The 20,227-nt window shown below is 62.3% G+C and carries 19 protein-coding genes; 13 read left to right on the top strand and 6 right to left on the bottom strand.

Annotation, left to right across the window (positions count from 1 at the left end; genetic code table 11):
* Window positions 1-96: 96 nt before the first annotated feature.
* From N436_RS04415 to N436_RS04405, 3 genes are all read left to right on the top strand, one after another.
* A complete protein-coding gene (locus tag N436_RS04415; protein ID WP_016713577.1) occupies window positions 97-582 on the top strand; it encodes a YajQ family cyclic di-GMP-binding protein in 486 nt (161 codons plus the stop codon).
* A gap of 114 nt (window positions 583-696) precedes the next feature.
* Window positions 697-1,536: a mechanosensitive ion channel family protein gene (locus tag N436_RS04410; protein ID WP_105945750.1), complete on the top strand. Its 840-nt coding sequence runs from the start codon at window positions 697-699 to the stop codon at window positions 1,534-1,536.
* Window positions 1,537-1,647: 111 nt separating this feature from the next.
* On the top strand, window positions 1,648-2,892 hold the full coding sequence (locus N436_RS04405; RefSeq protein ID WP_110740491.1) for an MFS transporter: 1,245 nt from the start codon (window positions 1,648-1,650) through the stop codon (window positions 2,890-2,892).
* Window positions 2,893-3,024: 132 nt separating this feature from the next.
* Here the strand turns inward: N436_RS04405 and N436_RS04400 are convergent, their stop codons facing one another.
* Window positions 3,025-4,572: an AmpG family muropeptide MFS transporter gene (locus N436_RS04400; protein ID WP_105945752.1), complete on the bottom strand. Its 1,548-nt coding sequence runs from the start codon at window positions 4,570-4,572 to the stop codon at window positions 3,025-3,027.
* A gap of 43 nt (window positions 4,573-4,615) precedes the next feature.
* On the bottom strand, window positions 4,616-4,969 hold the full coding sequence (locus tag N436_RS04395) for an MGMT family protein (protein ID WP_110740490.1): 354 nt from the start codon (window positions 4,967-4,969) through the stop codon (window positions 4,616-4,618).
* A 152-nt stretch (window positions 4,970-5,121) separates the two neighbouring features.
* Here N436_RS04395 and N436_RS04390 point away from each other — a divergent pair, with 152 nt between their 5' ends.
* The 5 genes from N436_RS04390 to groL all read left to right on the top strand — a co-directional run bounded on the left by N436_RS04390 (window position 5,122) and on the right by groL (window position 9,803).
* Window positions 5,122-6,132: a DUF481 domain-containing protein gene (locus N436_RS04390; protein ID WP_016713582.1), complete on the top strand. Its 1,011-nt coding sequence runs from the start codon at window positions 5,122-5,124 to the stop codon at window positions 6,130-6,132.
* A gap of 184 nt (window positions 6,133-6,316) precedes the next feature.
* The gene (locus N436_RS04385; RefSeq protein WP_110740489.1) at window positions 6,317-7,048 is read left to right on the top strand and encodes a HugZ family protein; all 732 of its coding nucleotides are present in this window, start codon (window positions 6,317-6,319) and stop codon (window positions 7,046-7,048) included.
* Window positions 7,049-7,115: 67 nt separating this feature from the next.
* Window positions 7,116-7,577 carry an FxsA family protein gene (locus N436_RS04380; RefSeq protein ID WP_060498009.1) on the top strand — a complete coding sequence of 154 codons (462 nt, stop codon included), beginning with the start codon at window positions 7,116-7,118 and terminating at the stop codon, window positions 7,575-7,577.
* A 243-nt stretch (window positions 7,578-7,820) separates the two neighbouring features.
* Window positions 7,821-8,114, top strand: coding sequence for a co-chaperone GroES (locus tag N436_RS04375; RefSeq protein WP_003260750.1), 294 nt, complete (start codon window positions 7,821-7,823; stop codon window positions 8,112-8,114).
* A gap of 48 nt (window positions 8,115-8,162) precedes the next feature.
* Window positions 8,163-9,803: a chaperonin GroEL gene (groL, locus tag N436_RS04370; protein ID WP_060498008.1), complete on the top strand. Its 1,641-nt coding sequence runs from the start codon at window positions 8,163-8,165 to the stop codon at window positions 9,801-9,803.
* A gap of 199 nt (window positions 9,804-10,002) precedes the next feature.
* Here groL and N436_RS04365 read toward each other — a convergent pair whose 3' ends face one another.
* Window positions 10,003-10,731 carry a phosphatase PAP2 family protein gene (locus tag N436_RS04365; protein ID WP_105945756.1) on the bottom strand — a complete coding sequence of 243 codons (729 nt, stop codon included), beginning with the start codon at window positions 10,729-10,731 and terminating at the stop codon, window positions 10,003-10,005.
* A 183-nt stretch (window positions 10,732-10,914) separates the two neighbouring features.
* Here N436_RS04365 and colR point away from each other — a divergent pair, with 183 nt between their 5' ends.
* The 5 genes from colR to N436_RS04340 all read left to right on the top strand — a co-directional run bounded on the left by colR (window position 10,915) and on the right by N436_RS04340 (window position 14,622).
* Window positions 10,915-11,598: a two-component system response regulator ColR gene (gene colR / locus N436_RS04360; protein WP_003255215.1), complete on the top strand. Its 684-nt coding sequence runs from the start codon at window positions 10,915-10,917 to the stop codon at window positions 11,596-11,598.
* The gene (locus tag N436_RS04355) at window positions 11,588-12,898 is read left to right on the top strand and encodes a HAMP domain-containing sensor histidine kinase (protein ID WP_105945757.1); all 1,311 of its coding nucleotides are present in this window, start codon (window positions 11,588-11,590) and stop codon (window positions 12,896-12,898) included. The genes colR and N436_RS04355 overlap by 11 nt, the downstream gene beginning before the upstream one ends.
* Before the next feature lie 108 nt (window positions 12,899-13,006).
* Window positions 13,007-13,687: a class I SAM-dependent methyltransferase gene (locus tag N436_RS04350; protein WP_019098319.1), complete on the top strand. Its 681-nt coding sequence runs from the start codon at window positions 13,007-13,009 to the stop codon at window positions 13,685-13,687.
* A 6-nt stretch (window positions 13,688-13,693) separates the two neighbouring features.
* The gene (locus tag N436_RS04345) at window positions 13,694-14,392 is read left to right on the top strand and encodes a lipopolysaccharide kinase InaA family protein (RefSeq protein ID WP_016713590.1); all 699 of its coding nucleotides are present in this window, start codon (window positions 13,694-13,696) and stop codon (window positions 14,390-14,392) included.
* Window positions 14,392-14,622 carry a hypothetical protein gene (locus N436_RS04340; protein WP_019098317.1) on the top strand — a complete coding sequence of 77 codons (231 nt, stop codon included), beginning with the start codon at window positions 14,392-14,394 and terminating at the stop codon, window positions 14,620-14,622. The genes N436_RS04345 and N436_RS04340 overlap by 1 nt, the downstream gene beginning before the upstream one ends.
* A gap of 70 nt (window positions 14,623-14,692) precedes the next feature.
* On the opposite strand, the gene N436_RS04335 is transcribed toward N436_RS04340, so the two are convergent.
* The 3 genes from N436_RS04335 to N436_RS04325 all read right to left on the bottom strand — a co-directional run bounded on the left by N436_RS04335 (window position 14,693) and on the right by N436_RS04325 (window position 20,227).
* Entirely contained in the window at window positions 14,693-17,737 is a 3,045-nt protein-coding gene (locus tag N436_RS04335) for a multidrug efflux RND transporter permease subunit (RefSeq protein WP_110740488.1), read from the bottom strand.
* Between the two features lie 10 nt (window positions 17,738-17,747).
* Window positions 17,748-18,896: an efflux RND transporter periplasmic adaptor subunit gene (locus N436_RS04330; protein WP_110740487.1), complete on the bottom strand. Its 1,149-nt coding sequence runs from the start codon at window positions 18,894-18,896 to the stop codon at window positions 17,748-17,750.
* 233 nt (window positions 18,897-19,129) lie between these two features.
* Entirely contained in the window at window positions 19,130-20,227 is a 1,098-nt protein-coding gene (locus N436_RS04325) for a DUF1513 domain-containing protein (protein WP_104833372.1), read from the bottom strand.

The raw sequence follows: 20,227 nt of genomic DNA, 5'->3' as shown, positions 1-20,227 counted from the left end.
GTTTCGCAACCCGTTATAATGAGCCCGCATTTTAACCGTCAAACCCAGCGCGCTCCATCTTCAGCCTGAGCGCGCTTTTATTTTGGGAGAACAACCATGCCTTCGTTCGACGTGGTATCGGAACTGGACAAGCACGAAGTGCAAAACGCGGTCGACAACGCCATCAAGGACCTGGACCGCCGCTACGACCTCAAGGGCAAGGGCACCTTCGAGTTCAAGGACAAAGAGCAGACCGTGATGCTCACCGCCGAGGAAGAGTTCCAGCTCGAAGCCATGCTGGAAATCCTGCGCCTGGCACTGGTCAAGCGCAAGATCGACGTGAAATGCCTGGAAACCAAAGACCCGTACGCCTCCGGCAAGGAAAAGAAACAGGAAGCCAAGTTCCGCGAAGGCATCGACAAGGACCTGGCCAAGAAGATCGTCGCCACCATCAAGGATGGCAAGCTGAAAGTGCAGGCCGCCATCCAGGGCGAGCAAGTGCGCGTGACCGGCAAGAAGCGTGACGACCTGCAGGAAGCCATCGCCCTGCTGCGCACCAAGGAATTCGACATGCCGCTGCAGTTCAACAACTTCCGCGACTGATGCAGGTAATGCCCGGAACCCCGATGGCCAAATGATGTCCATCGGTTCCATGGCCGCGTTGCGGGTTGCGGCCGGTTTTACCGTGTACATGCCTTCAGGCATCAGGAGATGAATATGGATTTGAACGCTGAAGTCGATCAGCTCGTCCGCCAGTCCCAGACGTGGATCCCGTTGATCATGCAATACGGCAGCCGCCTGCTGTTGGCGCTGCTGACACTGGCCATTGGCTGGTGGCTGATCAACCGGGTCAGCACGCGCCTGGGCAAGCTGGCCGGGTTGCGCGCCGATGCGGCCCTGCAAGGGTTTATCAGCACTTTGTCGAACATTGTGCTGAAGGTGCTGCTGTTCGTCAGCGTGGCGTCGATGATCGGCATCGAGACCACCTCGTTCGTCGCGGCTATCGGTGCCGCAGGCCTGGCGATCGGCCTGGCGCTGCAGGGTAGCCTGGCAAACTTCGCGGGTGGGGTGTTGATCCTGATGTTCCGCCCGTTCCGCATCGGTGACTGGATCGAGGCGCAGGGTGTGGCGGGAACGGTCGACAGCATCCAGATCTTCCACACCGTGCTGCGTACCGGTGACAACAAGACAGTGATCATGCCCAACGGCAGCCTGTCCAACGGCATCATCACCAACACCAACCGCCAGCCGACGCGCAAGGTGGTGTTCGATGTGGGCGTGGACTACGAGGCCGACCTGCAAAAGGCCCGCAACGTATTGCTGGAGCTGGCGCAGGACCCGCGCGTGTTGCCCGACCCGGCACCGCAGGCGGTGATTTCGACCCTGGGTGACAGCTCGATCACCGTGTCGTTGCGCCTGTGGGTCAAGACCGCCGATTACTGGGATGTAATGTTCATGCTCAACGAGCATGCGCGTGACCGGCTGAAGGCTGAAGGGATCGATATTCCGTTTCCGCAGCGGGTGATTCGCGTGGTGCAGGAGACTGCGACGCAGTAACACCGCATTGAAACCGGGGCGCAAGGCCCCGGTTTTTACACTTGTTCACAGCAATATCCCGCCATTTCTGGCATATAGCCTGACCCCTCCTGCCACACCCGATACGCCATCATGAAACCACTGCTCTACATCACCCCCCTGCGCGCCTTGTTGTTCGGCCTCACCCTGGCCCTGTTCGAGCTGCTGACCTACCTGGCCAGCGACGCGGTCATGCCGGCCATGCCGGTGGTGGTGGGCGACCTGAACGCCAGCCCCGAATACATCCCCCATGCCCTCAACCTGTACCTGCTGGGGGGCGTGGTGCTGCAATGGCTGATCGGCCCGCTGGCCGACCGTTATGGCCGGCGCCCGCTGTTGCTGGCTGGCTGCGCGTTCTTCGGCCTGGCCTGCCTGGCCACGTTCTGGGTCCACGACATCGGCCTGTTCAACCTGTTGCGCCTGTTGCAGGGCATCGGCCTGGGCTTCGTGGTCACGGTCAGCTACCCGGCCTTGAACGAAGCGTTCAGCGAGGCTGATGCGGTGCGCATGATGGCCCTGCTGGCCAACATCGCCTTGCTGTCGCCGTTGCTTGGGCCGCTGGTGGGTACCTTGCTGCTGCAGTGGCTGGATTGGCGCTGGCTGTTCGTGGCCTTTGCCATCGGTGCGGTGCTGGCCTGGGTGCTGTTGTACCGGTTGATGCCGGAAACGCTGGGCGTGGAGCGCCGTGACGGTTCACGCCTGGCGTTTACACCGATTCATCTGCTGCCACTGCTGGCAGGCTACGGCCAGTTACTGAGCAATCGCCGCTTCGTTGCCGGCAGCGCTGCCCTGGGCCTGGTTGGTTTGCCACTGATCGGCTGGATCGGCCTGTCGCCGGTGTTGCTGATTCACGATGAGGGGCTGAGCACAATGGAATACGCCTTGTGGCAGCTGCCGGTATTTGGCGGGCTGATCCTGGGCAACCTGATCATCAACCGCATCGCCGACCGCTACCCGCTGCCGGCCCTGGTGCGTGGTGCACTGTGGCCCTACCTGGCCGGCCTGTGCCTGATGGTGCTGGCGACCTGGTACTGGCCGAGCGTGACCAGCGTAGTGGCGGGCATGTCGCTGTACGCACTGGGGCTGGGTGTAGCCAACGCCGTGCTGTACCGCATGACGCTGTTCTCCAGCGAGCAGAGCAAGGGCCTGGTGTCGGCCATGCTGGGGATGATCACCATTGCCTTGTTGGGGCTGGGCGGGGCACTACTGGCCATGATCGGCGCCGGGGCCAGCTTGTTGCACTTTGCCTTGGCGGCAGGTGTGGCGGGGGCACTGGCGCTGTGGCCGCTGTGGTTTGTGGTGGGTGGGCGGCCTGGGGAAGGGGCTGTCGCTCAGTAATCTTTATTGCCTGTTCTGGCCCTATCGCCGGCAAGCCAGCTCCCACAGGTAAATCACAGGTTCTGAAAACTGTGGTGTACCTGTGGGAGCTGGCTTGCCGGCGATAGGGCCAGATCAGGCGCTACAAATCTATCAGGGCCGCTCGGCCGCTGATCCTTCCTCTGTCACCGGCGTCCCCCGCCCAGCCTCCTGCCGCCACTGCAGGGCGATCAGGATCAGCGTCGGCACACCCAGCAAAGCGGTAATCAGGAAGAAGTCGTGGTAGCCGAACTTCTCCACCATCACCCCCGAATACCCGCCGATCAACCTTGGCAACAACAGCATGATCGAACTGAGCAGCGCGTACTGGGTCGCCGAGAACTTCAGGTTGGTCAGGCTCGACAGGTAGGCGACGAAGGCCGAAGTGGCCATGCCGGAGCTGAAGTTGTCCAGTGAGATGGTCACCACCAGCATTTCCAGGTTCGGGCCCATGTCGGCCAGCATCAGGAACAGGATGTTGGTACCCGCCGAAGCCACGCCGCCGATGAACAGGATCGGCATGATGCCGAAGCGCACGATCAGCAGCCCGCCAACCCCGGCGCCGACCAGGGTCATGATCAGGCCGAAGATCTTGCTGACGCTGGCGATCTGGTCCTTGGTGAAGCCCATGTCGATGTAAAATACGTTGGCCATCACACCCATCACAGTGTCCGACATGCGATAGGTGGCGATCAGGCCGAGCAGCAGCAGCGCCTGCCAGCGGTAGCGGGTGATGAAGTCGTTGACTGGCGTCAGCACCGGGGCCAGGCCGCGACGGCCAAGGCTCGACAAGCACGCCCAGGTCAGCAGTACGTAAAGGATCAGGCGCAGGAACGCGCGGTCTTCCAGCAGCAGGTCAAGCGGCGTGGCATCACCGGAAATGACGCTGGACCAGCCGGTATTGAACATCTGGGTAAAGCTGGCCGGTACCGACACCAGCAGGATGATCAGCACGAACACCGAGGCCATCTGGTGCACCAGGCCGTAGCGCGCTGCCGACAGCTGGGTGCGCAAGGGCACCGGCGGTTCGCGCATGACCAGGGTCGTGAACAGGGCGGGCAGCATCATGACCCCGAACATCACATAGGTGCCGGCCCAGGCCTTGTGCAGGTAGCTGAAACCGGTGGAGCCGAACCACTCGGCGAAGAACAGGGCGCCGGCCGTGGCGAGCAGGGCGGCCACCCGGTAGCCAGCCATGTAACTGGCAGCCAGCGCGGCCTGGCGTTGATCGTCAGCGATTTCCAGGCGGTAGGCGTCGACAGCAATGTCCTGGGTAGCCGATGCGAAGGCCACCAGCACGGCCATGGCGATCAGCCACGACAGGTGCTGTTGCGGGTCGCACAGGCTCATGCCGACCAGGCCGATGACCACCAGCGCTTGCGACAACAGCAGCCACGAACGACGCCGACCCAGGCCACCCAACAGGGGCAGGCGCCATTGGTCGAGCAGCGGCGACCACACCCACTTGAAGGCGTAGGCCAGGCCGATCAGGCTGGCGTAGCCGATGGTCTCGCGGGCAACACCGGCTTCGCGCAACCACACGGACAGGGTGGAGAACACCAGCATGTAGGGCAGGCCGGCGGCAAAGCCGAGCAGCAAAAGTACCAAGGTTGATGGGCTGGCATAGGCAGCAAGCGCAGCGCGCCAGGTTTTACGGGGCATGGGCCAACATCTGCCTCAAGTTTGCGAAAACAAAGCGCGCACTCTAACCGCTGTGCTCCATTGGGCGCCAGCCATGGCGCGTCATATCCACACGATTGTTGGTTACATTCACACCTTCCGCGCGTAATCGCGCCCGTTGTTCATCCCCCGACGGGGTACCCAATGCCAGGCTCAGCCGGCCACCTGCGCCGAGCACCCGGTGCCAGGGCAGGCGGGTGTCCGCAGGCAACTGCCCGAGGGTGCGCCCGACCCAACGCGCTGCACGGCCAAGGCCCGCCAGCTCGGCCAGTTGGCCATAGCTCACCACCTTGCCGGAAGGCACTTGGCCCAGCACTGAATATAGCGCCGTTCGTCGGCCCTCGGCGGATTCGAGCGCAGGCTCATCTCCATCAGACATCACGCCCCCCTTGGGCTGCAGATGAAACCGGACAGGTGGTCCGGCAAATGAGAGTTGAACTCAACGGCATACGCTTGGTCTGTCCTTGCTCTGGTCGTCGGTATCTGGATAATGCCCGGCTTTTTTCGTCAAATCGAACCCGTAGTCCGCTTATGTATTCTAGATCCCTGTTGTGCTTGCTAGCTGCTTCCTTGTGCGCCGCCCCGGTGTTCGCCGACACCGTGTGGATGAAGAACGGTGACCGGCTCAGCGGCAAGATCAAAGTGTTCGACGGCGGCAAGCTGCTGCTGGAAACCCCTTATGGCGGGTCCATCGCGCTGGACTGGAAAGAGGTCCAGACCCTGGAGAGTGACCAGGAGATGCTGGTCAAGCAGGACGCCTACACCGGGGAAAAGGCCAAGTCGCTGAAAGCGGCCGAGCCTGGCAAAGTCACCTTGGCCAACGGCGAAGCGCCCAAGACCGTGGAACTGGCCAGCATCGAGCAGATCATGAAGCCCAGGCCGCTGGTCGAAGACTTCGTGTGGAAGGGCAACGTGGACGTGGCCCTGGACTACAAGCGCGCCGAGAACGACACCGACGATTACGATGTCGGCTTCAAGACCACCGCCCGCCACGGCCGCTGGCGGCACAACGCCGAAGGCGAATACAACCGCGAGACCAAGGACGACGTCACCACCACCGACAACTGGAGCGCCGAGTACGCCCTGGACCGTTTCATGACCGAGAAGTGGTTCTGGCAGGGGCGTGCGGAGTACAAGCGAGACCGTATCGAAGACCTGGCCCGCCAGCGCACGGTCGGTACCGGCCCGGGTTACCAGTTCTGGGACGACGAGCTGGGCGCATTCTCGCTGGGTTCGTTGATCAACCGCACCGACTTCGAATACCAGGACGGCGCCAAGGACAACTTCTACTCTGCGGCGGTGAAGTGGGACTACACCCGCTACCTGATCGGCAAGAACGTGCAACTGTTCACCAACGGCGAGTTTGCCAAGCCGCTGGGGGGCGTGGCCGATTACTCGCTGGATGCCGAGGTTGGCTTGCGCTACAAAGTTACCGAATGGGCCTCGCTCAACCTCAAGGCGGAGAAGGACATCATCACCGGCACCCGCGACAGTGACCTGGACAAGACTCGCTATACAGCGGGCTTTGGCGTCACCTGGTAACTCTCTGGGGGCGCTTTGCGCCCCTTTCGCGACGCAAGGCCGCTCCCACATGGGGCGGCGTAAACCGTGCCTTTGTGGGAGCGGCCTTGTGTCGCGAGAGGGCTGCGCAGCAGCCCCATTGGCACTGGCAGTGATAATGCTTATCTTGTCACTCATCCAGTCTGCCGCCAGGAGCCATCCCCAAGTGAGTACCAACGCCCTCCGCCCCGCCCGGGAACTGCTGCTCAAGGAATACCGCGGCGTACTCTCGACCCATTCCAAGTCGATGCCCGGCTATCCCTTCGGCTCGGTCGTGCCATATTGCCTCGATGCCCACGGCAACCCGCTGATCCTCATCAGCCGCATCGCCCAACACACCCACAACCTGCAGAAAGACCCCAAGTGTTCGCTGCTGGTAGGTGAGCGCGAGGCCGAAGATGTGCAGGCCGTGGGGCGCCTGACCGTGATGGCCGAGGCGCACAAGCTGGTCGACGAAGCGGCTGTCGAGGCGGCTGCCGCACGCTACTACCGCTATTTCCCGGACGCTGCCAACTATCACAAGGCTCACGATTTCGACTTCTGGGTCCTGCAGCCGGTGCGCCATCGCTACATTGGCGGCTTCGGCGCGATCCACTGGCTCGACCAGGTAACCTTGGGCAACCCGTTCGCCGGCAAGGCCGAGGCGAGCATGGTCGAGCACATGAACAGTGACCACGCCAATGCCATCGCCCACTACGTGGAGCTGACCGACCTGCCACGCCATACCCCGGCGCAGATGGTGGGGGTAGACAGCGAAGGCATGCACTTGCGCATCGGCCAGGCGGTGCACTGGTTGCCGTTCCCAAGTACTTGCAACACGCCGACACAAGTCCGCGAAGCCTTGGTGCTGCTGGCGCGCGCCGACCAGTGGCCGGCTGTGGAGCAGGCAGAGGGTTGAAAAAGCGAGCACCCGCATCCATCTGTAGGTCCTACAGGAAGGTTCTCTTCCGACGAGGAATGCTTTGATGCGTGCTTTTCTACTGTTGCTTCTACTGTTTCCCGTGCTGGAGCTGTTCGTCTTCGTGAAGGTCAGCGCGGCCATCGGGTTCTTCCCGGCGCTGCTGCTGATCATCGCCGGCTCCGCCCTGGGTGTGCTGGTGATGCGCGTGGCCGGCCTGGCCACCGCACTGCGCGCCCGTGAAAGCCTGCAACGCGGCGAGCTGCCTGCCGAGGACATGTTCCAGGGCATGATGCTGGCCGTTGGTGGTGGCCTGCTGCTGCTGCCGGGTTTCATCAGCGACGTGCTGGGCCTGCTGTGCCTGCTGCCGTTCACCCGCCATCTGGCTGCGCGCAAGATGCGCGAGCGTGCCGAGGCCCAGGCCATGCGCCAGCGTGCGTTTCAGGACGACCCGTTCCAGGCGCAGCCGCGTGACGGTGGCCACCGGCCGAACGTGATCGAAGGCGAGTACGAGCGCCGCGACAAGTAATACCCCCGGGGCCGCACACGCGGCCCCGGTGTTTTTCAGCCTTAAGAAAAATTTTGTATATCAAGCCTTGTAATTGAATATGGCGGCCTCATGTATGTGGTCACCGCAAGGTTTCTGGTGGCAACGCCAGACATGACTCAGGTGGTTCGCCCAATGCGGGCCACCCCCCGGCAACGCCGGACAGCATCAACCCGCCGGTGTCGACACCGGCCGATGAAAACCACAATTTGGGAGAGATCGACAATGAAGCTTCGTCCTCTGCATGACCGCGTCGTTATCCGTCGCAGCGAAGAAGAATCGAAAACCGCTGGCGGTATCGTCCTGCCGGGTTCGGCCGCTGAAAAACCAAACCGCGGCGAAGTCGTTGCCGTCGGCACCGGTCGCATCCTGGACAACGGCGAAGTTCGTGCGCTGGCCGTGAAAGTGGGTGACAAAGTGGTTTTCGGCCCTTACTCGGGCAGCAACACCGTGAAAGTCGATGGCGAAGACCTGCTGGTCATGGCCGAGAACGAAATCCTCGCCGTTATCGAAGGCTGATTTCCCCGACTTCCCGTTACTCCAAAGAATTCCAAGGATTAAACGATCATGGCTGCTAAAGACGTAAAATTCGGCGATTCCGCTCGTAAGAAAATGCTGGTTGGTGTCAACGTTCTGGCTGACGCGGTAAAAGCGACCCTGGGCCCGAAAGGCCGCAACGTGGTATTGGCCAAGAGCTTCGGCGCGCCAACCATCACCAAGGACGGCGTTTCCGTCGCCAAAGAAATCGAGCTGAAAGACGCCTTCGAAAACATGGGCGCCCAGCTGGTCAAGGAAGTTGCTTCCAAGGCCAACGATGCTGCCGGTGACGGCACCACCACCGCTACCGTTCTGGCTCAGGCCATCGTCAACGAAGGCCTGAAAGCCGTCGCTGCCGGCATGAACCCGATGGACCTGAAGCGCGGTATCGACAAGGCCACTGCTGCCGTTGTTGCCGAGCTGAAGAACCTGTCCAAGCCATGCGCCGACTCCAAGGCCATCGCCCAGGTGGGTACCATCTCCGCCAACTCCGACAACTCCATCGGTGAAATCATCGCCGAAGCCATGGAAAAAGTCGGTAAAGAAGGCGTGATCACCGTTGAAGAAGGCTCCGGCCTGGAAAACGAACTGTCCGTCGTAGAAGGCATGCAGTTCGACCGTGGCTACCTGTCGCCATACTTCGTCAACAAGCCGGACACCATGGTTGCCGAGCTGGAAGGCCCGCTGCTGCTGCTGGTCGACAAGAAGATCTCCAACATCCGTGAGCTGCTGCCAGTTCTGGAAGCCGTTGCCAAGGCCGGCCGCCCACTGCTGATCGTTGCCGAAGACGTTGAAGGCGAAGCGCTGGCTACCCTGGTAGTCAACAACATGCGCGGCATCGTCAAGGTTGCTGCGGTCAAGGCCCCAGGCTTTGGCGACCGTCGCAAGGCCATGCTGCAGGACATCGCTGTCCTGACTGGCGGCCAGGTCATCTCCGAAGAAATCGGCCTGTCCCTGGAAACCGCTACCCTGGAGCACCTGGGTAACGCCAAGCGCGTGATCCTGTCCAAGGAAAACACCACCATCATCGACGGCGCTGGCGCCGACACCGAGATCGAAGCACGCGTCAAGCAGATCCGTGCTCAGATCGAAGAAACCTCGTCGGACTACGACCGTGAGAAGCTGCAAGAGCGTCTGGCCAAGCTGGCTGGCGGTGTTGCCGTGATCAAGGTCGGTGCTGGCACCGAAGTTGAAATGAAAGAGAAGAAAGCCCGCGTTGAAGACGCCCTGCACGCTACCCGTGCAGCCGTTGAAGAAGGCGTGGTGCCTGGCGGTGGTGTTGCCCTGGTTCGCGCCCTGGCTGCCATTGCCGACCTGAAAGGCGACAACGAAGACCAGAACGTCGGTATCGCCCTGCTGCGTCGCGCTGTTGAAGCCCCGCTGCGCCAGATCACTGCCAACGCCGGCGACGAGCCAAGCGTTGTTGCTGACAAGGTCAAGCAAGGTTCGGGCAACTTCGGCTACAACGCCGCTACCGGCGAATACGGCGACATGATCGAGATGGGCATCCTGGACCCAGCCAAGGTCACCCGTTCGGCCCTGCAAGCTGCTGCTTCGATCGGCGGTCTGATGATCACCACCGAAGCCATGGTTGCTGACCTGCCAGAAGACAAGCCAGCTGCTGGCATGCCTGACATGGGCGGCATGGGTGGCATGGGCGGCATGATGTAAGCCAGCCTTACCCCCTGCACCATCAAAAAGCCCCGGTTCGTGAGAACCGGGGCTTTTCTTTTTCCTGTTGGGGCCATTGGGGCTGCTGCGCAGCCCATCGCCGGCAAGCCAGCTCCCACAGGACTGCATCAACCTTGAAGCCGGCGCGTTACCTGTGGGAGCTGGCTTGCCGGCGATGGGCCGCAAAGCGGCCCCAGTGTCAGGCGACGCTACGTTCGACAGCTGGCGCTTCCACCACTCCACGCCGATACAGAACCAGGTAATACGACCCCAACCCGATCAACCAGCAGAACACCGCCGTCCACACGTTATGCGACAGGAAGTGCGCCCCCTGCATCATCCTCCCTACGCCGAGTACCGAACCGGCCAGCAAAGCCACCACAAATGCTGCCCGCGCCAGCCGTGGTTTGCGATCACGCAGCATGAAGAACAGGCCGAACAGGCAGAACCCGGTTGCCGCATGCCCACCCGGCCAGCACAGGCCAGGCTTGTCGGTAGCAGGCCGCGGTTCCAGCAACTTGCTGTAGGTTTCCGTGCCGCCAAACTGGGTCAGGCTCCACGGGCACTGTACCTGGGTCACCTTCTTCAACGGCGTGACAAACGCCGTGGACAGGCCCAGTGCCAGCACCAGGCAGCCCAGCTCGCGGCGCCAGCCGAACAGGCGCTTCCAGAAGAAACTGGCAGCAAAGGTGAGCAGCGAGATCACCCCCAGCAAGATCACCACCTGCTTGACCCGGTCGTGCAGGATGTTCTCCAGCCAATAGCTGTGGCGGCCGATGAACTGCCCGGCAGCGGGGTCGAAAAACAGGTTGGCCACGTCCATGTCGACTGACGTCAGCTCCAGCAGAATCAAGGCCAGCGCGGTCGCCAAGGGGACGCCCAGATACAGCCAGAAATTGATCGGGCGAGGGCGGGTTCGTTGCTGCATGGTGGCTCCAGGGCACGAAAAAGATCGGGCATTGTCGGCTGCCCGCTATCCTGTGTCCGTGAAGGATCAGTGAAAAAACCGTCAAGTGGGGTGAATTTTCCTGGGGGCTGGCACCGTGCAAGCATAGGCCTTAAGCTGCGCCTGCCGCGCACCACTGCGAGAAGCGCCGCACAGGAGAAACCGATGCGCATTCTTTTGGTTGAAGACAACCGCGATATTCTGGCCAACCTGGCCGACTACCTGGGCATGAAGGGCTACACCGTCGACTGCGCCCAGGATGGCCTGTCCGGCCTGCACCTGGCCGCCACCGAACACTACGACCTGATCGTGCTCGACATCATGCTGCCCGGCATCGATGGCTACACCCTGTGCAAGCGCCTGCGCGAAGACGCCCGCCGCGACACACCGGTGATCATGCTCACCGCCCGCGACCAGCTGGATGACCGCTTGCAAGGCTTCCGCTCCGGGGCTGACGACTACCTGCTCAAACCGTTCGCCCTGTCTGAGCTGGCGGCGCGCATCGAAGCAGTGCTGCGCCGCGCCCAGGGCGGAGGGCGCCGGACCTTGCAGGTAGCCGACCTCAGTTACGACCTCGACACCCTGGAAGTTACCCGCCAGGGCCGCCTGCTCAAGCTCAACCCGGTGGGCCTCAAGCTCTTGGCCGTGCTGATGCAGAAAAGCCCGCACGTACTGCGCCGCGAAGTACTGGAAGAAGCCCTGTGGGGCGACGATTGCCCCGACAGCGACAGCCTGCGCAGCCATGTACACCAGCTGCGCCAGGTGATCGACAAGCCGTTCGAAAAACCCTTGCTGCATACCGTCCATGGCGTCGGCTATCGCCTCGCCGAGGGCCGCGATGGAGTTTAAGCAAAGCCTTGCCCAGCGCATCATCATCGCCTTTGCCCTGATGAGCGCGCTGGTGGCCGGGGCGTTCGCCTTCGGCATCGTCGCCACCGTGCACCTGGTTGAAGAGCGGCTGATTTCCTCTGTGCTGGGTGGCGACCTGCAACGCCTGCTGCGCATGGACAGCGTCAGCGACTGGAGCCACCGGCCGCGCCCCGACCAGCTGTTCTACTTCAGTGGCGGGCGTGACGACTTCGAACTGCCCAAGGACTTGCGCCACCTCGACCGGGGTTTCCACGAAGTATTTCGCGACCAGCTGTCGTACCACGCCATGGTCGAGATCGTCGATGGCCGCCGTTACGTGCTGCTGCAGGATCAGAGCGACTTCGAAGAACGCGAGCGCGTGTTGTTCGCGGTGGTGGTGGTGGGCTTCGTGCTCAGCCTGGTGCTGGCAGTCATCCTCGGCTGGCTGGTGGCGCGCCGGGTAATGGCACCGGTGATCCGCCTGGCGCGCCAGGTGCGCCATCGCGATCAACTGCTGGGCCTGGCCCCGCCACTGGCACCGGACTACGCGGCGGACGAAGTCGGCCAGTTGGCAGTGGCCTTCGACGATACCCTGGGCCGTTTACGCGATGCGCTGACCCGCGAACGGTTGTTCACCAGTGACGTCAGCCATGAGTTGCGCACACCGTTGATGGTGCTGGCCACCTCCTGCGAGCTGCTGATGGAAAACCCCAACCTCGACGCCCGCGCGCGTAGCCAGGTAGAGCGCGTGGCGCGTGCCACGGAAGAGATGCGCGAACTGGTCAAGACCTTCCTCATGCTGGCCCGGGCCCAACGTGACGAAGGCGCTGTGGCATCGCGGGCGACCTTGCGCGAAGTGGCCGACGAACTCATCGGTGTGTGGCGCGATACCATCGAGCAGAAGGGCCTGACACTCTATTTCGATGGCCGCATCAGCGCCAGCCCGGTGCTGTACAACGCTACCTTCCTGCAGTCGGTAATGGGTAACCTGTTGCGCAATGCTGCCCACTACACCGACAGCGGCTACATCCGGCTGAGCCTGGAGGCCAACGGTTTCAGTGTGGAGGACAGTGGCGTGGGCATCCCCGAAGAGCAGCGCGAGGCGATGTTCAAGCCGTTCGTGCGCGGTGACGAGCGGCGTGGCGAAGGCTTGGGCCTGGGGCTATCGCTGGTGCAACGAATTTGCGACGACCAGGGCTGGCATGTCACCCTCACATCGACCCTGCCGCATGGTTGCCGCTTCCAGGTGGACCTGAGCAACACCAAGGCCCAAGGCGGCCCGGACGCCATGGCCGAGTAATCTGTTGTAACAGGTTAAAGGGCGCGCAACATTTTTTTCACATTGGCATGACCTGATTCCAACGCTTGCTTACCTAAGGTGAGCGGCACTGGAGTCAGGAGATGCCCAATGCGTAGCCCCATCAAGCTTGAATTTTCCGAGAAGTACGACAAAGACCACGCCCGCGAGTACTTTCTCAAGCACCAGGATGGCCTGGCGCGACGCCTTTCCCACAAGCGAGATGAGCAGCTGGCGCGTCGCGCCCTGGCATTGGCCGGCGAGCCCGGCCTGGTACTGGACCTGCCGTGCGGTGCCGGCCGTTTCTGGCCACTGCTGGCAGAAAAGCCCAACCGGGTGATCATCGGTGCCGACAACTCCGAAGCGATGATCGAGACAGCCTGTGCCGCGCAACCGCCAGAAGTGGTGGCGCGGGTACGCCCTTTGCAAACTTCAGCGTTCGCCATTGACCTGCCGGATAATTCGGTGGACAGCATCTTCTGCATGCGCCTGTTCCACCACATTGGCGAATCGGCGCACAGAAAGACCATACTTTCGGAATTTCAACGGGTTAGCCGTGATAGTGTGATTCTGTCGTTGTGGGTCGATGGCAACTTCAAGGCCTGGCGCCGGAAAAAACTGGAGCAACGCCGCAGTGCCAAGGCCGAGCAGGACAATTACCAGAACCGTTTCGTGTTACCAGCCGAAACGGTCGAAGAAGAATTCAGGGCCGCCGGCTTCAGAATCCAGGAACGCCTCGACTTCCTGCCGTTCTATGCCATGTGGCGGGTCTACGTATTGCGTAAGGGGTAGTGTTTGATGGCTGTAGCCCAGAAAGGGGAATCGCGGTTCGATTTTTACTGGCGCCAGCAGGGCGAGTGGGTCGAGGAGCCTAACCAGCGCCGCGGCGGCGAAAGTGGCGTGCAACGCCTCAACGATGCCAATGGCAAGCTGCTGTATGCCAAGCGCCAGGTCGGGCATATCTACCGCAGCCTTATGCACCCTTTTGGGCGACCAACCGTATTGCGTGAGCTCGATGCACTGAACAGCTTCGAGCAACTGGGCGTTCGCGTCCCGCGTATCGTCTTTTGTGGTGCCGAGCGCGATGCCGACCACCAATGGCGTGCGCTGCTGGTCAGCGAAGCCCTGGATGGCTTTGTCGAACTCGACACCTGGCATGCCGAAGGTGCCCGTGAGCGTTACCCGCAGGTGGTGCATGAGCGCATGCTCAAGGACCTGGCGGACAACCTGGCGCGCATGCACCTGGGGCACTGGCAGCACGGCTGCCTGTATGGCAAGCACGTATTCATCAAGGTGATCGGCGAAGGCGAGCAGGCGCGGGTCGAAGTCGCACTGCTGGACCTGGAAAAGTGCCGGCGGCGCATCAGCTGCCAGCGTGCGGCAGGCAACGACCTGCGCCAGCTGCGCCGCCATTCGTCGATCAATGACGCCGAATGGCAGACGCTGCTCTACTTTTACAAGATGGCGTTTGGCAGCGCTGTCAAAGGGTTAGAGTAATGAAACTAGAAATAGCTCGAGCTTTGTTCCTGGTAGCTGGCCTGGCGGTGACCACCGTGGCGGTGGCTGCCTGGGAAGAGCCGAGGCCGACCGTGTTCAGCAAGGCTGAGATGGCCGACCAGTGTGCGCTGCCGCGGGAAGCGAAACCGCAGCAGGCACAGGTCGCGCCAGACCAGGACCTGTTGCTGTTCCTGTTCGGCCTGCGTCAAGGGTTGCGGCCATTTGGTTGAACCCTGCGTTAGCTAGAAAAGCCAGAGGCCTCGCGATTGCGGGGCCTCTGGCTTTTTTGTGTCTGCCTCATCAGGCTAATGCAGGTTCTTTGGTTTTTGCCTTGTGCGCCAACAAGGTGTAGATACAAGGCAGCACAAACAAGGTAAACAGCGTGCCAATCGACATCCCGGTGGCAATCACCGTACCGATGTCAAAACGGCTCACCGCCCCGGCTCCGGTCGCCAGAATCAGCGGCACCATGCCGAACACCATCGCCGCCGTGGTCATCAGCACCGGCCGCAGTCGAATGGCCGCCGCTTCCTCGATGGCCTCACGCACGCTCAAGCCGCGTTCCTCACGCAACTGGTTGGCGAATTCGACGATCAGGATGCCGTGTTTGCTGATCAGCCCGATCAAGGTCACCAGCCCGACCTGGGTGTAGATGTTCATGCTCGAAATACCCAGGAACAGCGGCAGCAGCGCCCCACAGATCGATAATGGCACCGTCACCAGGATCACCAGCGGGTCGCGGAAGCTTTCGAACTGCGCCGCCAGCACCAGGAAGATGATCGCCAGCGCCAGGCCAAAGGTGACCCACAGTGCGCTGCCTTCCTGCACGTACTGGCGTGCCACGCCGGCATAGTCGAAGGCGAAGCCTTCCGGGGCCTCTTCGCGGGCGATGTCCTGCACGGTTTTCAGCGCTTCGCCCAGGCTGACCATGGGCACGCCCTGGATGATCGCCGAGTTCAGCTGCTGGAACTGGTTGAGCTGGCGTGGGCGGGCGCGGTCGGTGAGGGTGATCAGGGTCGACAGCGGCAGCATCTGACCCTGGTCATTCTTCACGTAGTAGTTGTTCAGCCAGCCGGGGTTGTCGCGGTACGGCCGTTCGACCTGGGCAATCACCTTGTAGCTGCGGCCTTCGAGGGTGAACCGGTTGATCTCTGCTTCGCCCAGCAGGGTGGCCAGGGTGCCGCCGAGGGTGTCCATCGATACCCCCATCTGCGCGGCCTTGGCCCGGTCGATGTCCACCACCACTTCGGGCTTGTCGAAGGCCAGGTCGATGTCGAGGAAGGCGAATTTGCCGGATGCCTGCGCCCGGGCTTTGATGCGCTGTGCTACGTCCAGCAGTGCCGGGTAGTCGCCAGCGGTGTTGATCACGAACTGGAACGGCAGGCCCTCGCCGGTGCCGGGCAGGGAGGGCAGGTTGAAACCGAAGATCTGCAAGCCGCCGATTTCCTCAAGATTGGCCTGCACCAGCGGCAACAGCTCCATCTGCGTGCGCTCGCGTTCGTTCCAGGGTTTGAGCAGGAAGCCGCCGATGCCGGTTTGCACGCCGTTGAATCCGTTGATCTGGAACGATGAGTAGTACTCGGGGAAGGCCTTGAACAGTGGGGTGAATTCGTCGGTGTAGGCGTTGAGGTAATCGAGGTTGGCCGGCTGCGGCGAGCTGCTCATCATGAAAATCACCCCCTGGTCCTCGTTGGGGGCGAGTTCGTTCTGGGTGAACGTGAGCAGCACCGGGATCAGGCACAGGATGATCACGGCAAACACCAGCACCACCGGGCGGCTGTCAAGGGTGGCATGCAGCAGGCGCTGGTAGCGCACCTTCAGGCGTTCGAACAGCATGTCCAGACGGTGGGCCAGGCCACTGGGGTTCTGCTCCTGGCGAAGCAGCAGGGCGCACATCATCGGCGACAGGGTGAGAGCGACGATGCCAGAGATGATTACCGCCCCGGCCAAGGTCAGGGCGAACTCCTTGAACAAGGCCCCGGTAAGCCCGGTGAGGAAGCCGATCGGTGCATACACGGCAGCCAGGGTGATGGTCATCGACACCACCGGCAGGGCGATTTCGCGGGCGCCTTCAAGGGCCGCATCGAATGGCGATTTGCCTTCTTCCATGTGCCGGTGGATGTTTTCCACCACCACAATGGCGTCGTCCACCACCAGGCCGATGGCCAGCACCATGGCCAGCAGGGTCAGCAGGTTGAGCGAGTAACCCATCATCTGCATGAAGAACAGCACCCCGATCATCGACAGCGGAATGGTCACCACCGGGATCAGCACCGAGCGCAAGGCACCGAGGAACAGGAACACCACCACGATGACGATCAGCACGGCCTCGCCAAGGGTCTTGATCACTTCGTCGATCGAGGCCTGGATGAACAGCGTGGCGTCGTAGGCAATCGACACTTTCAACGCCGAAGGTAACTGGCTATCCAGCTCGGGCATGATGCGGCGCACTTCCTTGATCACGTCCAGCGGGTTGGCTGCCGGGGTGGCCTTGATGCCGATGTACACCGAGGGGGTGCCGTCGAACGAGCTGACCGTGTCGTAGTTTTCCGCACCCATCTCGACCCGCGCCACATCGCCCAGCAGCACGCGGCTGTCGCCGTTGGTCTTGACCGGCAGGGCGGCGAACGCCTCGGCCGACTTCAACTCGGTGCTGGCGTTGATGCTGGTGACCACGTATTCGCCCTTTACCTCACCGGCAGCGGAGAGGAAGTTGTAGCGGCGCACGGCGTTGGTCACGTCGGTGGCCGACAGGCCGAAACCGGCCAGTTTCACCGGGTCCAGCCACAGGCGCATGGCAAACACCTGGTTGCCGAGAATCTCCGCTTCGGCCATGCCCGGCAGGGTGGCCAGCTTGGGCTGGATGACCCGCGACAGGTAGTCGGTGATCTGCGGGTTGCTCATCTCCTTGCTGTAGAAACTGACGTACATCAGCGCCGAGGCGTCGGCGGCTTCCTTGCTGAGTACCGGGTCTTCGGAGTCCTGCGGCAGTTTGTTGCGCACTTCGTTGGCCTTGGCCAGCAGCTCGGTGAACAACCGGTCGCTGTCGGCGCCGATGCGCGCGTAGATGGAAATGATCGAGAAGTTCTGCCGGCTCACCGAGGTCATGTAGTCGATGCCTTCGGCACTGGCCAGGCTCTGCTGCAACGGCTGGGTGATGTAGCCCTGGATGGTTTCGGCGTTGGCCCCGGGGTAGGCGGTAGTCACCGTGATCAGGGCGTTTTCCATTTGTGGGTACTGGCGGATCTGCAGTTTGTTCCAGGCCTGGAAACCCAGCAGCAGGATCAGCAGGCTGACCACACTGGCCAGCACCGGGCGGCGGATGAACGGGTCGGTGAACGCCATGCCTGCCTCCTCAGTCCTTGCCCGGCGCGCCCTGTTCGGGCTTGAGGGCTTTGTCCTGGCCGATGCGGATCGCGGCGCCGGGGGTGAGCTTGAGTTGCCCGGCGGTAACCACCTGTTCCCCGGCTTGCAGGCCCTTGCTGACCACCACTACGCCGTCGCGGCGTTCGCCGGTCTGTACGGTGCGTTGTTCAGCGACTAGCTCGGGTTGGCCCTTGTCGTCGTTTTCCTGCTTGCCGTCCTTGTCCTTCTTCGGCGTGGCGACGTAAACCGAGTTGCCATACAGGGTGTAGGTAATGGCGCTTTCCGGCACCACCACTTGTGGCTGTGGGTTAGGCAGCAGCACCAGCAGGCTGGCGAACATGCCTGGCAGCAGTTTGCCGCCGGGGTTGGCCAGGGTGGCGCGCACCAGCAGGTTGCGCGTGGTTTCCTCGACCTTGGGGTTGATGGCGCTGAGGCTGGCGGGGAAGGTCTGGCCTGGGTAGGCGGCTACCTGCACCAGCACCTGCTGGCCTAGGCTTAATTGCGGCAGGGCCTGTTCCGGTACGTTGAAGTCGACGTACAGGCTGGATGTGTCCTGCAGGGTGGCAATCACCGTGCCGGCGGCCAGGTACTGGCCGATGTCCACCTGGCGGATGCCGATGGTGCCGCTGAACGGGGCGTTGATGCTTTTTTTGATCTTCTGCGCCTTGAGTTGCTCGACCACCGCCTGGTTGCGGCGGTACTGAGTGGTGAGGCGGTCGAACTCGCCGCGCGAGATGGCCGAGTCGCCAACCAGCTGGCTGCCACGACCGAAATCGACCTTGGCCAGGCCCAGGTCGGCCTGGGCGGTGCCAAGCAGGGCGGTTTCCTGGTCATCGTTGAGTTGCAGCAGTAACTGGCCGGCTTTGACCTGCTGCCCTGAGTCGAAGTGCAGGGCTTTGACGATGCCTTCCACCTCCAGGCTCAGCTCCACACCCTGCAGTGCCTTGAGGCTGCCCACGGCGGGCAGGCGCGCTTGCCACTGGCGCTGTTCGGCCAAGGCTACCGCAACGGTGATGGGCGGCTTGGGGGCAGTGAACACCTGGATCTGCTGGTAGATCGAGAACGCCTTGTAGCCCCCCAGGGCCAGCACGATCAGCAGAACCACGGCCAACATGATGAGCATGCGGCGGCGCAGCATAAGTCCGGTTCCTTGGATTTGGTTGTTATTCGTTTAGACACGACAACGGGCGATCCTGCCCACGTGTGGATGGGGGAAGTATTGACTGTTTTTGGTTTGAGGGGGAGTGAAATGCCTGTACCGGCCCTTTCGCGGCTAAAGCCGCTCCTACAGAGAGCGCGTAGTCATCGGATCGCGCGGTCAGTGTAGGAGCGGCTTTAGCCGCGAAGAGGCCGGTCCAGGCAACAGAGAAATCAGACGAGATGCAGGTGGTTGTCCCAGAAACCGGACGGCAGGTTCATCGGCTGCCCGACCAGCTCGGCCTTGCGGCAATCGTAGAACCGGCAACGGCCCTGCCCGGAGGTAACGACGAAACCATCCTTCACCGCGCCAACGCCCGCGCAATCGGGCATCGGTGCATCCAGCCGCACCGCACCCGTGTCCAGGTCCCAGACAAACAACCGGTTGGCCCGTGGCGCAGTCAGCGCCACCAGCCGCAGGTCGCTGTGGATCGCGACGCTGGCGGTGTACTGGGCCATGGCCTGCAACTGCCGCTCCGGCACCGGGAAGGCCTTGAACGGCTCGCCCGGGCGCTTGATCGCCAACAACTCGGCCGTTTCATCGGCATCGCCCATGAACTGCTGGCAGGCGGCGATGGTGCCATCGCTGCCCACTGCCAGGTGACGCACGCTGTTCATCTGCTGGGCCAGGGTTTCCTTGCTCAGCAAGGTGCCGTCGCGCTGCATCAGCACCAGGCTCGGTTCCATGGCATTGAGGTTCATCTCTACCCGGCTTTCGGCTTCGGTACGAATGCCACCGTTGGCCACGATCAGCGTCTCGCCGTCGGGCAGCCAGGCAACCTCGTGCGGGCCGATGCCGTGGGTCGGGATTTCGCCGGTGTGTACCAGGCGTTCGCCTTCAAAACGGTACACGCCCAGCACGCCACGTCCAGGGTCGGTGGTGTCGTTCTCGGTGGCATACAGCCATTCGCCACCCTTGTGCACCACCGCGTGGCCATAGAAGTGCCGGTTCGGCTGCGAGGTCACGGTTTGCAGCAGGCGCCCGTCGCGCAAATCGACCAGGTAGCTTTCGGTACCGGGGCGGCGGGCGACGAACAGGGCGATTGGCTGCTCGGGGTGGTGGATGATGGCGTGGCAACGCTGGGCGACCTGGGTGCTGAACACCTGGGTGCCGTCCAGGCGGAAACCCACGGCATAGTGCTTGCCGTCGCCATCGTCACGCGCCGAAAGCAGCAGGGGTTCGCTGCCTTTGTTGCGGAACAGGCTCCAGCCGCCCAGGGTCAGGGCACTGAGCAAAACGCTACCGAGTTTGAGGGCCTGGCGTCGCAACAT

Origin of the sequence: Pseudomonas sp. RV120224-01b (assembly GCF_003208145.1) — a bacterium.
Taxonomy (GTDB): domain Bacteria; phylum Pseudomonadota; class Gammaproteobacteria; order Pseudomonadales; family Pseudomonadaceae; genus Aquipseudomonas; species Aquipseudomonas monteilii.
The sequence above is the reverse complement of the archived record's forward strand: the minus strand, read 5'-3'. Positions and strand labels throughout refer to the sequence as shown.

Excerpts from the sequence above, each read along its gene's own strand:
- N436_RS04415 (WP_016713577.1), top strand. The coding sequence starts at position 97 with ATGCCTTCGTTCGACGTGGTATCGGAACTGGACAAGCACGAAGTGCAA.
- N436_RS04410 (WP_105945750.1), top strand. The coding sequence starts at position 697 with ATGGATTTGAACGCTGAAGTCGATCAGCTCGTCCGCCAGTCCCAGACG.
- N436_RS04405 (WP_110740491.1), top strand. The coding sequence starts at position 1,648 with ATGAAACCACTGCTCTACATCACCCCCCTGCGCGCCTTGTTGTTCGGC.
- N436_RS04400 (WP_105945752.1), bottom strand. The coding sequence starts at position 4,572 with ATGCCCCGTAAAACCTGGCGCGCTGCGCTTGCTGCCTATGCCAGCCCA.
- N436_RS04395 (WP_110740490.1), bottom strand. The coding sequence starts at position 4,969 with ATGTCTGATGGAGATGAGCCTGCGCTCGAATCCGCCGAGGGCCGACGA.
- N436_RS04390 (WP_016713582.1), top strand. The coding sequence starts at position 5,122 with ATGTATTCTAGATCCCTGTTGTGCTTGCTAGCTGCTTCCTTGTGCGCC.
- N436_RS04380 (WP_060498009.1), top strand. The coding sequence starts at position 7,116 with ATGCGTGCTTTTCTACTGTTGCTTCTACTGTTTCCCGTGCTGGAGCTG.
- N436_RS04375 (WP_003260750.1), top strand. The coding sequence starts at position 7,821 with ATGAAGCTTCGTCCTCTGCATGACCGCGTCGTTATCCGTCGCAGCGAA.
- groL (WP_060498008.1), top strand. The coding sequence starts at position 8,163 with ATGGCTGCTAAAGACGTAAAATTCGGCGATTCCGCTCGTAAGAAAATG.
- N436_RS04365 (WP_105945756.1), bottom strand. The coding sequence starts at position 10,731 with ATGCAGCAACGAACCCGCCCTCGCCCGATCAATTTCTGGCTGTATCTG.
- colR (WP_003255215.1), top strand. The coding sequence starts at position 10,915 with ATGCGCATTCTTTTGGTTGAAGACAACCGCGATATTCTGGCCAACCTG.
- N436_RS04355 (WP_105945757.1), top strand. The coding sequence starts at position 11,588 with ATGGAGTTTAAGCAAAGCCTTGCCCAGCGCATCATCATCGCCTTTGCC.
- N436_RS04350 (WP_019098319.1), top strand. The coding sequence starts at position 13,007 with ATGCGTAGCCCCATCAAGCTTGAATTTTCCGAGAAGTACGACAAAGAC.
- N436_RS04345 (WP_016713590.1), top strand. The coding sequence starts at position 13,694 with ATGGCTGTAGCCCAGAAAGGGGAATCGCGGTTCGATTTTTACTGGCGC.
- N436_RS04340 (WP_019098317.1), top strand. The coding sequence starts at position 14,392 with ATGAAACTAGAAATAGCTCGAGCTTTGTTCCTGGTAGCTGGCCTGGCG.
- N436_RS04335 (WP_110740488.1), bottom strand. The coding sequence starts at position 17,737 with ATGGCGTTCACCGACCCGTTCATCCGCCGCCCGGTGCTGGCCAGTGTG.
- N436_RS04330 (WP_110740487.1), bottom strand. The coding sequence starts at position 18,896 with ATGCTGCGCCGCCGCATGCTCATCATGTTGGCCGTGGTTCTGCTGATC.
- N436_RS04325 (WP_104833372.1), bottom strand. The coding sequence starts at position 20,227 with ATGTTGCGACGCCAGGCCCTCAAACTCGGTAGCGTTTTGCTCAGTGCC.